General features: G+C 71.3%; 17 protein-coding genes and 1 pseudogene. 7 read left to right on the top strand and 11 right to left on the bottom strand.

The window, feature by feature from the left end:
- Positions 1 to 86: 86 nt before the first annotated feature.
- The 3 genes from B1L11_RS06995 to B1L11_RS07005 are packed head-to-tail and all read left to right on the top strand — an operon-like array spanning position 87 to position 3194.
- Entirely contained in the window at positions 87 to 1052 is a 966-nt protein-coding gene (locus B1L11_RS06995) for an MFS transporter (protein WP_256862289.1), read from the top strand.
- A 29-nt stretch (positions 1053 to 1081) separates the two neighbouring features.
- On the top strand, positions 1082 to 1870 hold the full coding sequence (locus tag B1L11_RS07000) for an SDR family NAD(P)-dependent oxidoreductase (protein WP_079313723.1): 789 nt from the start codon (positions 1082 to 1084) through the stop codon (positions 1868 to 1870).
- A 46-nt stretch (positions 1871 to 1916) separates the two neighbouring features.
- Positions 1917 to 3194 carry an SGNH/GDSL hydrolase family protein gene (locus B1L11_RS07005; protein ID WP_256862290.1) on the top strand — a complete coding sequence of 426 codons (1278 nt, stop codon included), beginning with the start codon at positions 1917 to 1919 and terminating at the stop codon, positions 3192 to 3194.
- An 87-nt stretch (positions 3195 to 3281) separates the two neighbouring features.
- Here B1L11_RS07005 and B1L11_RS07010 read toward each other — a convergent pair whose 3' ends face one another.
- The 10 genes and pseudogenes from B1L11_RS07010 to B1L11_RS49950 form a co-directional block, all read right to left on the bottom strand.
- Positions 3282 to 3641: a hypothetical protein gene (locus B1L11_RS07010; RefSeq protein ID WP_079313724.1), complete on the bottom strand. Its 360-nt coding sequence runs from the start codon at positions 3639 to 3641 to the stop codon at positions 3282 to 3284.
- 81 nt (positions 3642 to 3722) lie between these two features.
- A complete protein-coding gene (locus B1L11_RS07015; protein ID WP_079313725.1) occupies positions 3723 to 4583 on the bottom strand; it encodes a TIGR03619 family F420-dependent LLM class oxidoreductase in 861 nt (286 codons plus the stop codon).
- 74 nt (positions 4584 to 4657) lie between these two features.
- A complete protein-coding gene (locus tag B1L11_RS07020) occupies positions 4658 to 5689 on the bottom strand; it encodes an ABC transporter ATP-binding protein (protein WP_079313726.1) in 1032 nt (343 codons plus the stop codon).
- Positions 5686 to 6494, bottom strand: a pseudogene (locus B1L11_RS07025) (ABC transporter permease). The gene B1L11_RS07020 and the pseudogene B1L11_RS07025 overlap by 4 nt, the downstream one beginning before the upstream one ends.
- Positions 6491 to 7270 (bottom strand): molybdate ABC transporter substrate-binding protein, encoded by a 780-nt coding sequence (gene modA, locus B1L11_RS07030; protein WP_218670945.1) that lies wholly within the window; start codon positions 7268 to 7270, stop codon positions 6491 to 6493. Before modA ends, B1L11_RS07025 begins: the two are co-directional and overlap by 4 nt.
- A gap of 11 nt (positions 7271 to 7281) precedes the next feature.
- Positions 7282 to 7692, bottom strand: coding sequence for a molybdopterin-binding protein (locus B1L11_RS07035; protein WP_079313750.1), 411 nt, complete (start codon positions 7690 to 7692; stop codon positions 7282 to 7284).
- Positions 7693 to 7773: 81 nt separating this feature from the next.
- The gene (locus B1L11_RS07040) at positions 7774 to 8370 is read right to left on the bottom strand and encodes a class I SAM-dependent methyltransferase (RefSeq protein ID WP_079313728.1); all 597 of its coding nucleotides are present in this window, start codon (positions 8368 to 8370) and stop codon (positions 7774 to 7776) included.
- A 125-nt stretch (positions 8371 to 8495) separates the two neighbouring features.
- Positions 8496 to 9620: a HupE/UreJ family protein gene (locus B1L11_RS07045; RefSeq protein WP_079313729.1), complete on the bottom strand. Its 1125-nt coding sequence runs from the start codon at positions 9618 to 9620 to the stop codon at positions 8496 to 8498.
- An 80-nt stretch (positions 9621 to 9700) separates the two neighbouring features.
- Complete coding sequence (locus B1L11_RS53740) at positions 9701 to 12016, bottom strand: metallophosphoesterase (RefSeq protein WP_306291608.1); 2316 nt, start codon at positions 12014 to 12016, stop codon at positions 9701 to 9703.
- Between the two features lie 515 nt (positions 12017 to 12531).
- Positions 12532 to 13671: a hypothetical protein gene (locus B1L11_RS49950; protein ID WP_256862291.1), complete on the bottom strand. Its 1140-nt coding sequence runs from the start codon at positions 13669 to 13671 to the stop codon at positions 12532 to 12534.
- Between the two features lie 341 nt (positions 13672 to 14012).
- Here B1L11_RS49950 and B1L11_RS07055 point away from each other — a divergent pair, with 341 nt between their 5' ends.
- Positions 14013 to 14897: a neutral zinc metallopeptidase gene (locus tag B1L11_RS07055; protein ID WP_079313731.1), complete on the top strand. Its 885-nt coding sequence runs from the start codon at positions 14013 to 14015 to the stop codon at positions 14895 to 14897.
- A 113-nt stretch (positions 14898 to 15010) separates the two neighbouring features.
- Positions 15011 to 15670, top strand: a complete 660-nt coding sequence (locus B1L11_RS07060; protein ID WP_079313732.1) for a DedA family protein — start codon at positions 15011 to 15013, stop codon at positions 15668 to 15670.
- 33 nt (positions 15671 to 15703) lie between these two features.
- On the opposite strand, the gene B1L11_RS07065 is transcribed toward B1L11_RS07060, so the two are convergent.
- Positions 15704 to 16738 (bottom strand): lysylphosphatidylglycerol synthase transmembrane domain-containing protein, encoded by a 1035-nt coding sequence (locus B1L11_RS07065; protein ID WP_256862292.1) that lies wholly within the window; start codon positions 16736 to 16738, stop codon positions 15704 to 15706.
- A 202-nt stretch (positions 16739 to 16940) separates the two neighbouring features.
- Between B1L11_RS07065 and B1L11_RS07070 the strand changes: the two genes are divergently transcribed.
- Together B1L11_RS07070 and B1L11_RS07075 are read left to right on the top strand one after the other, a co-directional pair.
- Positions 16941 to 17411, top strand: coding sequence for a hypothetical protein (locus tag B1L11_RS07070; protein ID WP_179155018.1), 471 nt, complete (start codon positions 16941 to 16943; stop codon positions 17409 to 17411).
- 98 nt (positions 17412 to 17509) lie between these two features.
- Positions 17510 to 18514: a sporulation protein gene (locus tag B1L11_RS07075; RefSeq protein WP_079313733.1), complete on the top strand. Its 1005-nt coding sequence runs from the start codon at positions 17510 to 17512 to the stop codon at positions 18512 to 18514.
- Positions 18515 to 18679: the final 165 nt, after the last annotated feature.

Consider the following 18679-nt stretch of genomic DNA (forward strand, 5'->3'; position numbering starts at 1 on the left):
ACCCCCGGCCGGGCTCGCCCTGCTCACCACGTCCTTCCCCCGAAGGCCCCCTGCGCCAGAAGGCCCTGGGCCTCAACGGCGCGCTCATGTCCGCCGGGTTCACCGCCGGCGCGGTCCTCGGCGGCGTGCTCACCGACCTGCTGTCCTGGCGCTGGGCCTTCTTCGTCAACGTCCCCGTCGCCCTGGCCGTGCTCCTCGTCGCCCCCGCCGTCATCGCCGAGTCGCGTCCCGCCGCCCGTCCCAGGATCGATCTGCCCGGCGCGCTGTCGGTCACCCTCGGGCTGCTCGGCGTCGTCTACGGCCTGACGCGGGCCGGCGAACACGGCTGGAGCGAGCCCCTCGCCCTGACGGGCCTGCTGGCCGGGGCGGTCCTGCTGGTCGTCTTCTACCGTGTCGAGCGCAGGGCCGCCGAGCCCCTGGTCCCGGTGCGCGTACTGCGCAAGCGCACTGTGGCCTGGGGAAACCTGCTCGGGCTGCTCGCCTTCGTCACCGAGACGTCCCTGGTGTACCTGCTCACCCTGTACATGCAGAAGACCCTCGGCTTCTCGGCCCTCGCCGCCGGACTCTCCTTCGGCGTCCTGGGAGCCGGGACCGTGACCGGCGGCATGCTCGCCCCGAAGGCGATCGCCCGCACCTCCACGACGGCCGTCCTGATCGGCGGCGGGCTGCTCCAGGCCGTCTTCACCGCCGTGCTGGTCTTCCTGGGCGACACGCCGGCCTCGATGGGACTGCTGCTGCCCGCCACCTTCCTGGGCGGCGTGGGCAACATGCTCGTCATCGTCGGCTTCATGGTCACCGCCACCACCGGGCTCCCCGACCACGAGCAGGGCCTGGCCACCGGCCTGGCGTCGATGTCCCAGCAGGTCGGCATCACCATGGGGACCCCGATCATGTCCGCGATCGTCACCGCCACGGCCGGGGGCGCGGCGTCCGCCGGGGCGATCCTGCACGGTGTCACCGCCGCCGTCGCCGTCAACGCGGTCCTCGTCCTGCTCGGCGTCCTCCTCGCCGCGGTCTTCCTGCGCACACGACGCGACCGCGCGCACGCCTGACCGGTCCCTCCCCCCTCAAGGAGCACATCATGGACCTTCAGCTCACCGGCAAAGTGATTCTCGTGACCGGTGCGACCAGCGGCATCGGCCTCGCGACCGCGCGGTTGCTCGCCGCCGAGGGGGCGCACGTCGCGGCATTGGCGCGCGGCGGCTCCGCCCTCCCCGCGCTTCCGCCCGGCACGCTGCTCATTCGCGCCGACCTCACCGACCCGGCCACCCCCGCGCATGCGATCGCGCAGATCACAGACCGGTACGGCAGGCTGGACGGCTTGGTCAACAACGCCGCCTCCCTGACCTCCCGCGAGTCCTTCGCCGCCATCGACGACGACCAATGGCACTCCACGTTCGAGCTCAACCTGCACGCGGCGGTCCGGATGACCAGGGCCGTGCTGCCGACCCTGGAGAAGAACCCGGGGGGAGGCGCCATCGTCCACGTCGCCAGTGAGGCGGCCCGCCTGCCCGACGTCTCGATCGCGGACTACGCCGCGTCCAAGGCGGCACTGCTGTCGGTGTCGAAGTCCCTGGCAGCCGCTCTGGGCCCGGCCCGGATACGCTCCAACGTCGTCTCCCCGGGGCCCACGCGCACCGCGCTCTTCGACGCTCCGGGCGGCTTCGCCGACCAACTGGCCCAGCGCTTCGGCATGTCGCCGGCGGAGGCCGTCGACCACTTCGTACGCGTCGAACGGCGACTGCCGACAGGGCGCATCGGCACCCCGGAGGAGGTGGCCGGGGTGATCGCCTACCTGCTGTCACCCCTCGCGGCGCAGGTCACCGGCGCCGAGTGGGTCATCGACGGAGGAGCCCTGCGCCAGTTGTGAACGCTGCCGTCCACTCAAACTCGCGTTCCACAGACAGGAGATCGTCGTGAACCCCTTCGCAGCCAAGACCGGCACCGCGCTCGCGGCACTCGTGATCGCCCTCGGCGCGCCTGCGGCCGCCGCCGTGCCTGCCCAGGCCCGCGCCGAACGGCCGACAGCCTGGCAGGCCGCGTGGATGGCCGCGCCGCAGCGGGCCAGCACCGGTTTCGAACCGAACTGGTCGGAGGAAGGCTTCAGCGGCCAGAGCGTGCGCCAGGTGGTCAGGCTCACCGCCGGCGGCTCGTCGCTCCGCATCCGCTTGTCGAACGACTACGGCCCCTCCGCCGTCCGCCTGACCGGAGCCACCGTGGCCTACGCCGGTCAGGGAGCCTCGGTGCGGCCGGAGTCCATACGGCGGCTGACCTTCGCGGGCGCCGAGGCCGCCGACATCCCGGCCCGCGGCTCCCTGACCAGCGATCCGGTGCGGCTCCGCGTGCAGCCGTTCCAGTCCGTGGCCGTCACGCTCTACTTCGCCGGCACCACAGGACCGGCGACTTTCCACGCGCAGGCGTACGCCGGCAGTTACCGGGCGCAGGGCGACCACCGCACCGACACCACCGCGGACGCCTTCACCCAGGTGACCCACTCCTGGTACTACCTGTCCGGCGTCGACGTCACCGGCGGGAACGACCAGGGGAAGGACGCGGTCGTGGCCTTCGGCGACTCCATCACCGACGGGTTCGGCTCGACCACCGACGCCGACGGCCGCTACCCCGACGAACTGGCCGAGCAGCTCGCCGCCCGGGGCCGGGCCCGGCCCGTCCTGAACGCCGGCATCGGCGGCAACCTGCTGCTGCACGACTCGGCCTGGTATGGCGACGGCTCGGCGGCCCGCTTCCGCCGCGACGTGCTCGACCAGCCCGGTGTCGGCACGGTGGTCGTGCTACAGGGCGTCAACGACATCGGGTTCAGCGAGTCCGACACGCCCACGTACAAGCCCGCGCCCGTGGTCTCGGCCGACGAGCTGATCGGCGGATACCGCCGGCTCATCCGGCTCGCGCATGCCAAGGGCGTCAAGGTGGTCGGGGCGACCCTGCTGCCCTTCAAGCGCTCCGACCACTGGGGTGAGCACGCCGCCGCCGTCAGCGACGCCGTCAACCAGTGGATCCGCACCAGCCGCGAGTACGACGCCGTCGTCGACCTCGACCGCGCCATGGCCGCACCGGGCGACGCCGACCTGCTCAACCCCGCCTACGACAGCGGCGACCACCTGCATCCCAACGACGCCGGCTACACCGTCATGGCCCGCCTCATCGCCGACGAGCTGACGACCACGACGAGGTGAGGCCCCGGACGCCCCTTCACCGGAAATACCGTTCCTCACACAGGCGACCACGCGCACGCCTGAACGGCCACTCCTCTCTTCCTCGGCTCACCGCGCGGCGAGCCACCGCCAGCGGGGCAGTTCGAGCACCACGGTGACCGCGGCCAGCACGGTCACCGGCACGGCGGCGAGCGCGGGCCAGGCGGCCCACGCCGCCACCACCGCCGCCGCCAACTGCACAAGGACCAGCGCGATCGTGACCGGCCCGGGCACCGCGACGATCACGTTCCGCTTGTCTCCCGGCGTGGACAACAGCGTCGGCAGCCCGATCAGCACCACGACCGACAGCACGGCCAGCGGCACGGACCATGAGGCGATGGCCCACGGTGTCGCGACCCAGGCGACCAACTCGGTGGCGAACCGGAACACGGACGCGAGGCGGTCGTCCGGCCGCGAAGTGGATGACATGCGCGCAATGTACCGTTCTTCACGCCTGTGGTCGCGAGCGCCGCGTCACGCTGTCGCGCCTCGCACCGAGCGAGCCAGGCGTCAGGCCGTACGGAGGAGGGCGAACCGCCGGGCGAACGCGGACATCTCGTCCCGCTGCCGCTCCGGTTCCGTGGACGAGGGGCTGACCACGATGCGGGTCACGCCCTGCGCGGCGTACGTCTCGACGCGTTCCGGGGACATGTCGATCGACCCCCAGCGCGTGTATTCCAGCGCGTCGGGATCGCGACCGGCCTCGGCTGCCGCCGACCGGGCCAGTTCCCACTGGGCGGCGCGTTCCTCCGCGGTGAGCGCGCCGCCGGGAAAGTAGCCGTCGCCGCGCCGCCCGGCGCGGCGGGCGGCGGCCCGGCTCGACCCGCCCACGTGGATCGGCAGGTGGGTGACGTCATAGGGCTTGGGATAGCTGCACAGGTCGTCGAAGCCGAAGAACTCGCCACTGAAGCTGACGCCCTTCTCGTCTCCCTCCCACAGCAGCCGCAGCACGTCGATGGCCTCGTCGGCACGGCGTCCCCGGCTGGCGAAGTCGACCCCCGCCGCCCCGGCCTCGCCGGGCAGGGTGCCAAGCCCCACGGTCAGCAACCGCATCCGCCCCTTGGACAGCACGTCGATCGTCGCCAGGCGCTTGGCCAGGACCACCGGGTGGTGGTACGGCAGCAGCAGCACGGCCGTGCCGAGCAGGAGGCGGTGCGTGGCCGCCGCGACGAAGTTCAGGCAGTCGAGCGGATCGGGATAGGGCAGCGTCGGCGGGATCTCGAAGGAGCCGATCGCGGCGCCGGGATACAGCGCGATGTGCTCCGGCAGGTACAGCCCCTCGAAGCCGCAGTCCTCGGCATGGCGGGCATAGGCCACGAGCCGGTCGGGGTCGAGCCCGTCGGCGGTGGAGTAGGCGATCGCGAATTTCATCGGGGCTCCTCGGGCCGGTGTTCGCGATCACGCTAGAACCTTGACGCAGGCGTCAAGGCAAGGGCGGAGCCGGCTCAGGCCGGGTAGGCGTGCGTCTCCGTGGCCTTGACGGCGGCCCAGACCTGCCGGCCGGGGGTGAGGTCGAGGTCGGCGGCGGCCGCCGGGGTGACGTCGGCGAGCAGCGGGATCGGCCCGTGGAGGTGCACGCGGACGTTGTCGCCGTGCCGTTCGATGCCGTCGATGACGGCCTGCCACAGGTTGCGTGGGCTGCCGTCGGGGCGGGTCCGGTAGAGGGCGACGGCGGACGGCGGGAAGGCCACGAAGGCGGGCCCCGTCAGGCGTTCGGCGCTGCTGAAGCGCACATCGCCCACGACGACGTGGTTCCCGTCGGCCTCGCCCCGGTAGAGGTTGAGGCCGACGAGGCGGGCGACGTAGTCCGTACGCGGATGACGGGCGATCTCGCCCGGGGTGCCGGTCTGCACGACGGCGCCGTTCTCGATCACCACGAGCCGGTGGGCCAGGACCATCGCGTCGAGCGCGTCGTGGGTGACGAGGATGGTCGCGCCGTCGAAATCGGCGAGGTGGCGGCGCAGCTCGGCCCGGATCACCAGCCGGGTGTGGGCGTCGAGGGCGGCCAGCGGCTCGTCCAGCAGCAACAGGCGGGGCCGTACGGCCAGCGCGCGGGCGAGGGCGACGCGCTGCGCCTGGCCTCCGGACAGACGCCCGGGGCGGACATCGGCGTGGCCGGCGAGGCCGACGCGGTCGAGAAGCTCGGCGGCGACCCGGCGGGCCGCGGCCTTGCCGAGCCCCTGGCAGCGGGGCCCGAAGGCGACGTTGTCGAGGGCGGACAGGTGCGGGAACAGCAGGTAGTCCTGGAAGACCACGCCGATCCTGCGGCGTTCCGGCGGCAGGTGGTGCACCTCGGCGCCGTCCAGCTCGACGCGCCCGCCGCTCAGGGCGGTGAGCCCGGCGAGGCCGCGCAGCGCGGTCGTCTTGCCCGCGCCGTTGGGGCCGAGCAGCGCCACCACCTCACCGGCCGCCGCGCGGAGTTCGACGTCCAGGCGGAAGGCGGGACGTTCGACGACCAGGTGGGCCTCCATGCTCATGCCGCACCCACCCAGCGGTCGCGCAGCCCGGCCAGCACGATCACCGAGACCGCGAGCAGCACCAGGCTGAGCACGATGGCGGCGTCCGGATCGGTCTCCAGCGCCAGGTAGACGGCCAGCGGCATGGTCTGCGTGCGGCCGGGGAAGTTGCCGGCGAAGGTGATGGTCGCCCCGAACTCGCCGAGCGCGCGGGCCCAGCACAGAACGGCGCCGGCCAGCACGCCGGGGGCGACCATGGGCAGGGTGACCCGGCGGAAGACCGTCCAGCGGGAGGCGCCCAGGGTCGCGGCGGCCTCCTCGTAGCGCTGGTCGCCGCGCGCAGCGCCCCCTCCACGGCGATGACGAGAAACGGCATGGCGACGAACGCCTCCGCGACGACGACTCCCGTGGTGGTGAAGGGCAGGGAGACGCCGAAGGCGTCGTACAGCCACTGGCCGACGAGCCCGCGACGGCCGAGCACCAGGAGCAGCGCGACGCCGCCGACGACCGGCGGCAGGACGAGCGGCACGGTGACCAGCGCGCGCAGCAACCGCCTCCCCGGCAGGGTCGTACGGGCCAGCAGCCAGGCGAGCGGCACGCCGAGCAGCAGGCAGACGGCGGTCGCGATGGTCGCGGTCACCAGGGAGAGCCGCAGGGCCTCCAGCACCCGCGGCTCGGCCAGCCGTTCCGGCAGGGTCGCCCACGGCGCGCGGGCCAGCAGCCCGGCCAGCGGGAGGACGAGGAAGGCCAGCCCCGCGAGCGCGGGCACCAGCAGCGGCCACGGCGTGCGCGCCCGCGGGCCGCGCGCTCGTACGGGCCCGGTCACGGCGCCTGGAAACCGGCCTTGGTCAGCACGTCCCTGCCCTGCTGCGACAGCACGAGATCGACGAACTGCTTGGCCAGATCGGGTGCGGGCGCCTTGGTGAGCGCCGCGATCGGGTAGTCGTTGACCGCCTGCTCGGCCTCCGGGAAGTCGATGCCCTTGACCTTCCCGCCGGAGGCGATCACGTCGGTGCGGTAGACGAGCGCCGCGTCGACCTCGCCGAGCCGGACCTTGGTGAGCGTCGCCTTGACGTCCTGCTCCAGGGTGACGGGAGTGACCTTGAGGCCTGCCGCGTCCAGCGCCTTGGTCGCCGCGGCGCCGCAGGGCACCTGCTCGGCGCACAGGGCGACCTTGACCTTCGGGTCGGTCAGGTCCTTGAGCGACTCGACCTTGGCCGGGTTGTCCTGCGGGACGGCGATCTGGAGCGTGTTCTTGACGAACACGGTGGGCGCCGAGGCCAGCCCGGCGTCGGTGACCGTCTTCATCGTGGCCGGGCTCGCGGCGGCGAAGACGTCGGCGGGCGCGCCCTGCGTGATCTGCTGCGCGAGCGTCGCGCTCGAGCCGAAGTTGAAGGTGACCCTCGTGCCGGAGTGGGTGCTCTCGAACCGCCTGCCCAGCTCGGTGAACGTCTCGGTCAGGGACGCCGCGGCGAACACCGTGAGCGACTTGGCAGCCCCCGAGCCGGACGCGGAAGCGGCCGTGTCCGAGGAGGAGGAGCCGCACGCCGCCAGGCTCAGCACCGAGGCGAGGACGGCGGCCAGGGAGAGACGTCTGAGCACCACGGCTCCTTCTACTGACTCGCGACGCGCGCGTGGTCGGGGATCTCGACGACGACGTTGGTGGACTTGACGACGGCCACCGCCATCACCCCCGGCTCCAGGCCGAGCTCGTCGGCCGCCTGGCGGCTCATCAGCGAGACCACGCGGAACGGCCCGGCGGCGATCTCCACCTGGGCCATCACCGCGTCCCTGATCACCTCGGTCACGATCCCGCGTAAGCGGTTGCGCGCCGAGGAGACTCCGGTGCGCTCGTCCGCCTCGGTCTGGGCCCGGGCGAACGCGGCGAGGTCGGTGCCGGCGATCAGGCGATGGCCGTTCTCGTCGCGGTGCGCGGCGAGCCGGCCCCCGTCGACGAGACGCCGCACGGTGTCGGCGCTGACGCCGAGCACCGCGGCCGCTTCGCTGATCCGGAACGTCGTCACGGGCACCACCTTACGCCGCAATTGCTGGCCCTTGGAGTTCTGTTCGATCGCAGAAGCTCTTTCATTCGGGTTCTCGCTCTCTCATCTGCGAGCCAGCGCCAGATAGCGCTCGTCGGTGTCGTCGTAGTCGATCAGGGTCCAGCCGGCGGTGTCCAACAGGGGGCGGAGGTTGTGCTCGGCCCGTACGTCGCCGGGGGTCAGCGTGCGGCCGCGCCGAGCCGCGAGCACCGCACGGCCCACGGGATGGAACAGCGCCAGCCGTCCGCCGGGGCGGGTCACCCGGGCCAGCTCGGACAGCACGGCCACCGGCTGGAGAACGTGGGAGATCAGCCCGGAGGCCAGCACGCCGTCGGCCACGCCGTCGCGGAGCGGAAGCCTCCCGACGTCGGCGATCAGCAGCCGGCCGAACTCGCCGCGTCCGCGCTCGCGGGCCGACCGGATCATCTCCGGGGTGACGTCCACGCCCACCACGTGTCCTGCGGCCCCGACCGCGTCCCGCAGCAGAGGGAACGCGCGGCCGGTGCCACATCCGGCGTCGAGGACCAGACCTCCGGCAGGCAGGGCCATCTCGGCGATCGCGGCGGCGAAGGCCGGGCCGTCGTCGGGATACTTCTCCTCCCAGGTGTCCGCCTTCGCGGCGAAGAACTCCCTGGTCTCCTCAAGGGATCGATCGTTCATCTCTTCGTCTCCTCAGCGGAAGGAGCTGGATGAACGATTCGACCACGGTGCGGGCCTCGTCACGAAGCCGAGCACCCGTTCGCGCACGGGCTCACCCTACGCCGGTAGATCACCGCCGGCTTCCGTCAGAGAGGGAGCGTGATCCGGTCGACGCACCAGTAGAGGCCGACCGCCACGATGGGCAGTGACATGGCGGCGGTCACCCAGCGCACTGCCGACGTACGGCGCAGCAGCGCCAGCAGCGGGAAGAGCACCGCGATGATCAGCAACTGGGTCGCCTCGATGCCGACGTTGAAGCTCAGCAGCGACAGGAGCAGCTCCCACGACCCCTTCTCATCGATGTCCAGCGCGCTCGCGAAGCCGAGCCCGTGCACCAGGCCGAAGGCGAAGACGATCGGCAGCCGCCACCTGCCCAGTTTGTCCTCGTCGCGGCCCAGGAGGTTGGCGACGGCCACGACGATGATCGACACCGCGATGACCGGCTCGACGATCCCCGCGGGAACATCCACGATCCCCAGCGCCGCCAGGAGGAACGTGATGCTGTGGGCGACCGTGAACGCGGAGGCCGTGACGACGACGTCGCGCGGGCGGCGGGCGCCGATGAGCAGGGCGAGCAGGAAGAAGATGTGGTCGAGTCCGGACAGCAGGTGCTCGGCGCCGAGCAGGAAGAACTCCCCGATCTGGTGCGAGGCCCGGTGCTCGCCGACCCGCAGCGTCGGGTTACCGGCGGTCAGGACCGCCGAACCCGTCGTGCCGTCGAGCGTGTAGCCGACGATCGTCTCCGTGCTGTGCACGAAGCTCTCGGCGTCGGGGAAGAGCGCACTGGAGATCGCATGCCCTCCCCCGCCGTCGCTCGCGCAGTGGTAGTCGAGGGTCAGCACCGCGTAGGCCACGTCGTCCCGGTCGCGCACACCCGCGTCGCCCACGGGCGTGGGCGCGCACGGCCTGTCGCCGTACGCCACGGCGAAGCGGCGGGTGACGTAGTCGGCGACGGCGGCGCGGTTCTTCTTGAGCTGGCGGAGTTGCTCGGCCCGCTCCTTCGCGTCGTACGCCTCGGCGTACAGCCAGGCCGACTTCATGAGGAGGTCGTACTCCAGGTCGAGCACGACTCTGACGTCCGCGCCCGTTCCGGTCACCGTGGCGTGCGCCTTGGTGGTCGCGTTGTGCGCCGCCGCCGGAGCGGAGAACGCCGTCAGCCCGCCGAGGGCGAAAGCGAGAGCGAGGACGGCGGCGGACAGCCTGCGAGACATGTCTCGTTCTCCAGGATCAGAGGAAGGGAGGCCGCCCCGGACGCTCCGCGTCGACGCGGGGTCCGGGGCGGCGATGACGGTTACCTGCGCTGGAACCAGCGGTAGAGGGGCGAGTCCGGTCCCCACTTGCCGGGGCGGCCGTGCTCGTCCTTCGTGACGAAGACGCTCGGCTCGGAGGCGGTCACGCCGCCGCCGGTGGAGCGTGCGGTGACGAACCAGGCGTAGGCCGTGTCGCCCTTGAGACGCTTCCAGGTCGCCGAGGCCACCTGACCCGACGGGACCGTGCTCGTGCCGATGACCCGGGTGGGCTTGTAGATCGCCAGCGAGTCGGTCGTGAAGCTCGTCGTGCGGGTGGTGAGATCGACCGGCAGCACCATGTTGTCCTCGCGGCCGTCGTAGCGGCGCAGCGGGTCGAACTCGCCCGCGCCGAAGTCGTTCAGCAGCGGTGAGTAGGTGTCCACCGTCAGTTCGGCCCGCTTGACGTTGAACTGCAGCAGCCGGAAGAAGCTCGCGCCGAACTGAAGCTGGTCGTCCGGGTTGTATCCGCCGACCTGGGTGAGCCCGAGGCGGTCGGCGGAGACCGTGTAGAACTGGTAGTCCGCCAGCAGTTCGACGACGCCCTTGCCGACCTGGCCGACCTTCGGCTTCACGTTGGTGGCCACGCCGTGCTCGTGCCCGGCGAGGATGAGGAAGACGTTCGGGTTCTTCTCGACCACCGTCTTGTAGAGCATCGAGCCGTCCGGCGCCGAGAATCCCGCGCCGCGCCCGTCCGGGTTGGTGCTCGGCACGAGGTAGTCGTGCGAGAGCAGGATGCCGTTGCGGTCGGGGAACCGCTTGAAGACGGAGTCGGCCCACTCGGCCTCCTCCCGCGTGACGCCGTACGACAGGCCGACCACGACGAAGTCCAGCCCGCCGGCCGAGAACAGGTCGTAGTGGTTCTGGTTGTCGCCCTCCTTCCACGGCCCGCCGTACTCGGCGTGCTGCCAGCCCTGCGCCGCCGTCTGGTAGCGGCCGGGGCCGTAGTACGTGTTGTAGATCGCCTCCGGCCCGTCCTCGGTGCCCGACTGGTTGTCGTGGTTGCCCGCGATCACGCCGTTCGGGATCTTCGCCTCGTCCAGGACGCGCTGCTGCTTGGACGACACCTCGAACTCACCGACGACCTGCCGCTGCGTGGCCTCGTCCGCGGGCTTGCGGATGTTGTTCTCGATGAGGTCGCCGGTGTGCGCGACGTACGAGATCTTGCGCTGGTCCTTGTTGTCCTTGATCCAGTTGACGATCCCGGCGTACGCGGACTCCCACACCGCGCGCTCCTCGGCGGTCTCCTGCTCCACCGCACCCTCGGAGAGGTACTGCGTGTCGGTGAAGTGGACGATCGAGAAGTCGTACGTGGAGGGGTCGGCGAAGCCGTTCGGGTCACCGGGGTCGATGTCGTCGGCGAACGGGTCCTCGCCGGTCACCATCACGTGGACCTGCTGCCCGTCGACGTACTGGTCGCCGACGACGGCGGTGAGCGCGGTCCGGCCCTCGGCGGCGCCGCGGGAGCTCGTCAGCAGATCCCACGCCCGGGTCTCGGTGTTCCACGCCCGCAGCGACACCAGGCGCTCGGGGTCGATGGCACCCTCCCAGCGCAGGACCGGGGCGTCCACGTGGCCCTTCACCTGGATGTCGTACCGCTGGTAGGTGACGTCCCGGCCGGCGGGCGCGTCGAGCGTCGCGCCGTCGGCGGGCTCAAGCCCGGCGGCCTTGACCTTCTTCTCGCCGGGCACCTGCAGGGTCGTGGGGACGGCCTCGGCCACGCCCTGGAACGCCTGGTTCGGGGTCAGGATGTCGGCTTCGGAGAACGTCGCCGTGACCTGGCCACCGCCGGGCTCGGCGACCTTCGCCGAGAGCGTGACGGAGCCCGACACGTCGACGGCTCCGGACGCCGGGGTGAGCTCGGCCGGGGCGTCCGGGATGCCCGCGGACTCGAACGTGACCTCCCGGGTGGCGGTGTTGCCGAGCGAGTCCGCGGCGGTCACGGCGAGGGTGTGCGAACCGGGCCGCAGTCCGGGACCCACCTGGGCGCCCAGCGCGATCGCCTGCCCATCGAGCGTGACGTCCGGCCCGGACACCACACCGGAGGCGTCCTCCAGCTTGACGTCCAGCACCACGGAGGCGGTGATCTTCTCGCCCGCGGCGGGGACGCTCGTGGCGACCTTGGGCGCCGAATTGTCGGTGATCAGCGTACGGGTGGCGGTCTCGCCCGTGGTCGAGGTCGCGGCGAGGGTGTGCTTGCCGTCCTTGATCGCGGTGGTGTCGAGATCGGCGCTCAGGCCGCCGGCGGGGGCGTCCACGAGAAACTCGAGGTCGATCTCGGTCAGCAGGTTCACGTTGTCGCCGCAGTTGCCGTCGCCCATGCTGTAGGAGCTCTTGAGCAACTGACCGGTCGCCGTGCCCTTCACCGGGGTGAGGGCGATGTTCGAGATCGCGAAGTCGTCGCGGTTGTTGCCGCACGACGTCGGATAGGTGCCGGTCACGAAGTCGATCGTGTTCCAGCCGGGCACGAGATACTCGTTCGGGAAGGTGAAGTCGACCCGCCTGCTCACGAAGTCGCCGTCGAGCACGACCTTCCGCCCGTTCACGAGCAGATAGTTCTGGTAGCGCGCCTCGATCGAGTTGGTGCCGACGGTGAAGCTCAGGGTCGCGTCACCCGAGCCGAGCGTCCGGACGACGTGCACCGCCGGAGCGTCGATCGTGTAGCGCAGCTCGACCTCACGAAGGGCGGTCTGGCTGCTGCCGCAGGTGCCGTCGCCCAGGTCGTAGGACGGCTTGACGTCGTGACCCGTCACGGTGGCGCCGTCGAGGGCGAGGTCGAGGTTCGCGATGGTGAAGTCGTCGCGGTCGGTGCCGCAGGACGCCTTCCAGTCACCGGTCACGACCTTGACCGTGTTGTCCCCCGGCACCAGGAACCGGGCGGGAACGGCGACCGCGACGCGCCGGCCGGCCCAGGTGCCTCCCAGGTCGACGCGCTTGCCGTTGACGAGCAGGAAGTCGTCGTACTTGTCGTCGATCGAGTCCGCGCCCACGTCGAAGCTGAACGTCGCCGCACCGTTGCCCAGGGTGGCCTTCGTGGCGGGTTCCGCGCCGTCGACGGTGAGGGACGAGACGCCGCCCCCGCCGGCGGCCGGCACGGTCGCGTGGATCGGCGTGGTGCGTGCCACCAGCGTGCCGTCCGTGGGCAGCAGCCGGGGCGCCCGGCCGGGGCGTTGTTCACGGTCACGGTGTGCTTGACCGTGGCCCCGGACGCGGCCTTGGCGGTGATGGCGTGCTCGCCGTTGGCCAGCGTCGTGGTGTCCAGGTCCGTCGCGAGACCCGTGGTCCCCTGCGGGTCGCCCTTGACGAAGAACTTCAGCGTGGCCTGCTTGAGCAGCGCGGTGTTCGAGCCGCAGTTGCCGTCGCCGAAGGACAGGGTGTAGGGGTTGTCCTCACCGTCCGCGACCTCACCGAGCAGTTCGAGGCCCACGTCGGACAGGACGAAGTCGTCGTAGTTGGTGCCGCACGAGCTCTGGATCGTCCCGGCGAAGATCTCGATGGTGTTCTCGCCCTTGACGAGGTGTTCGTTCGGGATCTCGATGGTCCCCCGCTCGTTCACGAGGTCGCCGATGTCGCTCCGGTAGACGCCGTTGACGAGCACGTAGTTGTGGTATCGCGCCTCCGTCGAGTTCGAGCCGACGTCGAAACGGAGCCTGGACACGCCCACCGTACGGGTGGCGTTCAGAGCGGCGCCGTCGACGGCAAGCTCGGTGACGCTGTCACCGGCCGCGGCCGGAACCGCCGCGACCTTGACCGTGCCCTCGATGTACGAGCCGTCGGCGGGGCTGAGGCTGGGCGGGGTGGGGGAACCGGTCGGCGTCGGGCTTGGGCGTCCACGACCCGCTGTCGCCGGGTCCGGGTCGGCGTGCGCCGCCGTCACGACGCCGCTGACGAGCAGCGTCGCGACCAGGGCGATCACGGCGGCCACGGCGAGATGCCCTCGCCTCCTCAGGCCTCCCAGCAGCTTTCTCGCTGCCACTGGCTGCATCAGGTGCAGTCCCTTCCATCACGTTGCATAAAGCGCCGATAAAGCGGCGCGGTCTCGAGCGGTCACAGTGGATCTCGCGAGTGAACGAAGTGCGTGAAGGGACTGAAGCAAAGACGAACTATCGCCTCATTCTGGTCATCCGTTACGAATCAGGAACGACTAGGTCACAACGCTCGCAATTCCGCAAAGCGCAACACGGTGACGAACTTTGTGCGCTTTTATCCCTAAATGTCCAGAAAGGGCACTTCTGCTGGCGGAAGCGCCGGATGAGCGAGCGGCGGCCGTCGGGGATCATAGGGCGTGGCAGGTCCCGGAACAGGAAGGCGGGCGCGATGGACTTCCGCGACGACGTGGATCTCGACGCGTCACAGGTGGAGGAGGGCGGCGGAGGGTTCCCGGGCGGCGGGCTCGCGATCGGCGGGGGCGTCGTCGGTGTCGTCGCGCTGGTCGTCGCCCTGGTCCTGGGCGTCAACCCGGCCGATCTCCTCAGCGGTGGAAGCTCCTCGTCCGGCGGGTCCACGGGCGCGCGTCCGGCCTCGGACCTGAGTGCACAGTGTAAGAAGGGCAGCGACGCGGACCAGTCGGAGAAGTGCCGCGTGGTGGGGGTGGTCAACAGCGTCCAGAAATACTGGCGGGACGCCTTCGCCGAGCGGGGCAAGCAGCCGTACCGCAACGCGCGGACCGTCTTGTTCACCAAGGCCGTGAGCACCGGCTGCGGCCAGGCGAGCTCGGCCGTCGGTCCCTTCTACTGCCCGGCCGACAGCAAGGTCTACCTCGACCTGGGCTTCTTCAAGGAGCTGGAGAGCCAGTTCGGCGCCAAGGGCGGGCCGTTCGCCCAGGCGTACGTGATCGGTCACGAGTACGGGCACCACGTGCAGAACCTGCTCGGCACCACCCGGCGGGTCGGCGGCGACAGCCAGGGGGCGGACAGCGCCTCCGTACGGCTGGAGCTTCAGGCGGACTGCTACGCGGGGGTGTGGGCGAAGAACGCGGTCGACACGGGGTTCTACGAGAGCCCGTTCACCGCGGCGGACATCCAGGAGGCCCTGGACGCCGCGGCGGCGGTGGGCGACGACAGGATCCAGGAACGCGCCCAGGGCAGGGTGGACCCCGAGGGGTGGACGCACGGAAGCTCACGGCAGCGGGTGAAATGGTTCACCACGGGATACAAGACGGGCGCCCCCGCCCAATGTGACACGTTCTCCGGCACCATCTGACGTTTTCCCTGCGGCCTCGACGCTTACCGAGGTTTTCCCGCCGCGAGCTACTGGCGTTCCCCTTGTGACGTGCATTGTGGGGAGACAGTCGTCGCGGCGGCGGGGGGCATCCGATGACGCAGGGGCTGCACCAGTTCATGGCGATGGCGGGCCCGTGGGCCTACCTGATGGTCGGGCTGATGGCCTGCGCGGAGACGGCGGCGCTCGTCGGGCTGCTGGTGCCGGGTGAGCTCACCCTGTTGATGGCCGGATTCCTCGCCTTCACGGGGCACGTGAGCCTGCCTCTCATGATGGCCGTGGCCGGAGTGGGCGCGGTCGCCGGGGATTCGATCAGCTACCGGATCGGCAGGCGGCTGGGACCCCGCGTGCGCGACAGCCGGCTGGGCCGCCGGGTGAGCGTGGAGCGATGGGACCGCACCGAGGACTACCTGCGGCGGCGCGGCGGGTGGGCCGTCCTCTTCGGCCGCTGGGTCGGTCTGCTGCGCGCCCTGGTCCCCATGCTGGCCGGCATGGGACGCCTGCCGTACGCCAGATTCCTCGCCTTCGAGGTGCCCGGCGGCCTGGCCTGGGGGGCGGGCACAGTGGGGCTCGGGTACGCCGCGGGAGGCTCGTACGAGCTGGTGGAGCGAGTCTCCGGGCGGGTCGGCCTCCTGGTCGTGGCCGGCCTGGCCGTGCTGGCCGCCGCCGGCCTGGGCCTGCACCGGCTGACCCGGCCGCGCTCCCCGGTCACGGAATGCGCCGCCGCGCCTTCCGGCCGCCCGGCGGAGAGGTAGGCCGACCGCCACCTCAAGGTGCAGATCGCGTGCTCACGGCCGTGCCCGTGCGGTCAGCGACCAGATGCTCCAGGCGAACCAGCCAACCGGGATCTCGATCAGGTGGGCGAAGAACCAGAACAGCAGCACCGCCGCCGTGGCCGCCCCGGGCGCGACGCCGAAGCCGATCAACGCCAGCGCCGTCGCCGACTCGCTGATCCCCGATCCGCCCGGCGTGATGACCGCGGTGGTCAGCACCCGGTTGATCGCGAAGGCCGCGACCGCCTCGGGGATGGCGACCTCGGCGCCGGTCGCGTGCAGGCATCCGATGAACAGGACGCACTGCAGCGCCATGTAGGCGACCATGCCGAGCGTGAGCCGGGGCCACCGCGTACGAGTGATCTCGATGGTGGAGTGACGCAGGTCGAGCAGGAAGCCGCGCAGGCACGGCTTCCGCCGGAGCGGCAGGAACCGGACCACCCGATCCAGGCCCCGCCCCAGCAGGTCGGCCACCGCCTCCCTCTGGAGGGCGGCCGACATGGCGACGACGACACCGATGAGCAACGCGCCGCCGACCCCGGCGGCCGCCGCCAGCCGGCGGTCCGGCATGTATCCCGCGCCGACCAGGCAGACGAGTCCCACGGCGGGGAGCAGGAAGCGCGACAGCAGGTTCCACACACCCGTCACGACCGTCGAGGCCGCCACCGGCCGCCGCCCGAAGCCCCACCTGGTCATCATGGTGAAGGTCATGGCCACGCCCACGGCCCCGCCGAACGGCAGCACGTTGCTGGCGCCGCTGCCGACGCAGTTGACCAGCATCGCCCGGCGCCTGCTCAACCCGGGCAGAGAGTCGCTCACCACGTTGGAGTACGCCCAGAGCCCGGCCAGCCACAGCGCCGTGAGCACCGCCATCGCGCCCCAGCCGACCCGCACGAGGCGCTCGTCGAGCTGCCCCCAGGTGACTCCGGTGAGGTGCGGCAGGAAGGAGATGAGCACGGCCGCCAGCGCCAGGGAGATCAGCGACATGACGACCCTGCCCCTGGGCGCGCGGCCCGTCGCCACATCTGCCTCCGCCGGAGTGTTCTCCACGCCGATTCGCCACCTCCGTCGTATAGCTCCCACTCTGGGAGCCAAATGGAGAACAATCCCAAACATGCTCTTTTGAGCAAAATTGACGGAAAACTTCCTCGGAAGCGTCGCTTCCGCAGGTGCGCCTGGAACAGCGCGGCCGTCCCGAGCAGGAGCAATTCCCGATCCCCCCGGTCAAGGTTCCAGCGGCGGCGCCTGCTCGGTGCTCGCCGATCTGCGGGGCGGCTGGCGCGAGTTCGTCTCCCGGCAGTGGCTGTGGGTGGCGGTGGCACAGTTATCGCGGCCCGTCATGGTCGCGACGCTCCTCACCCTGCCCACCGCCTTGCCGTACGTGCTGCTCGGGGTCGGCGCGCCGCTATGGTCCATCGTGCGCGGAGCCCTCGTCGCCGGCGTCTGCTTCGACATCTACGGCGTGCTGTGGAACACCACGGTCCAGCGGGAGATCCCGGGTGAGTCGCTGTCCCGGGTCAGTTCCTACGATTCGCTCGGTTCGCTGATGCTCGGCCCTCTGGGCATGCTGCTGGCCGGCCCGCTGGCCGTGACGATCGGACCGCGGCCCGCCCTGATCGGGTGCGGCGTGATGGTGGTGCTGGTCTCCATGCCGGCCGTGCTGTTCCCGGGGGTGCGTGAGCTGCGCGTCCCCGACGTCCGCGCCGCACCGGTGAGATCGTGATCACCGGAAGGGTGATCTTTACCGGCGGCCGGAACCCGGCCAGGGCTCTTGATCGTTCAGGTGGGCGGACCTCATCGACCGTCGACAGGGAGAAACACGTGGTCTTCAAGCGGATGCTGGGCGCTCTCGGGGTGGGCGCCCCCTCGGTGGACACCGTACTGACCACCCCACGAGTCCGGCCGGGCGGCGTGCTCACGGGCGAGGTGAGACTGTCCGGCGGCGACTTCGACGCCGAGATCGAGGACATCACTCTCGGCCTGGTCGCCGGGGTGGAGATCGAGCACGGCGCCGGCGAGAGCACGGGGCTCGCCGAGTTCTCCCGCGCCCGGGTGTCCGGTCCGTTCACCCTGCGCCAGGGCGAGAACCGGAGCATCCCCTTCCAGATCCCGGTGCCGTGGGAGACCCCGATCAGCGAGATCGACGGACAGCGCCTGACCGGCATGGCGCTCGGCGTACGCACCGAGGTGGGCATCGCGAAGGCCGTCGACAAGGGCGACCTCGACCCGATCGCCGTCGAGCCGCTCCCCTCGCAGCGCCGCATCCTGGAGGCGTTCCTCCAGCTCGGTTTCGCCTTCAAGTCGGCCGACCTGGAGGCCGGCCACCTGTACGGCGTGCGCCAGGAGCTGCCGTTCTACCAGGAGGTCGAGTTCTACCCGCCCCCGCGGCACGCCGGTGTGGTGGGGGAGGTCGAGCTCACCTTCGTGGCCGACCCCGCGGGTCTGGAGGTGATCCTGGAGGCCGACAAGCGGGCGGGACGTTACTCCGGCGACGCCATCGGCCGCTTCCGCGTCAGTCACGACGACGCGGCGCGCACGGACTGGCCGGGCGAGATCGACCGCTGGCTGACCGGGCTCACCCAGTACGGCGCCCACCACGGTGCGCCGTACGGCGATCACCACGGCGGCTACGAGCACGGTTACGGGCACGGGGACCACGGGCACGGTTACGGACACGGCGGCCACTACGAGCACCGGGACGGCCCGGGCTGGGGCGCGGTGGCCGCGGCCGGCGCGGCCGGGATCGTCGGCGGCCTGGTGGCCGGCGAGATCGTCGAGGAGATCTTCGAGGACGACGAGGACGAGGGCGGCGACGGCGACTGGTAGCGCCTCCGGGCACGACGGGCACCGCCCCCGCCCTGGTGGGCATCGGCATGGAATGATCGGACGGTGCTTCCGACCGCGGTCGTTCAGGTGCCCCAATGGCAGGGGTCGAGCGTCGGCGACGCCCGGCTCCTCTCCCTCGGCGCCGAACGGCTGACCTCCCTGGTG

The organism is Microbispora sp. GKU 823 (assembly GCF_002027145.1).
Classification (GTDB): Bacteria; Actinomycetota; Actinomycetes; order Streptosporangiales; family Streptosporangiaceae; genus Microbispora; species Microbispora siamensis.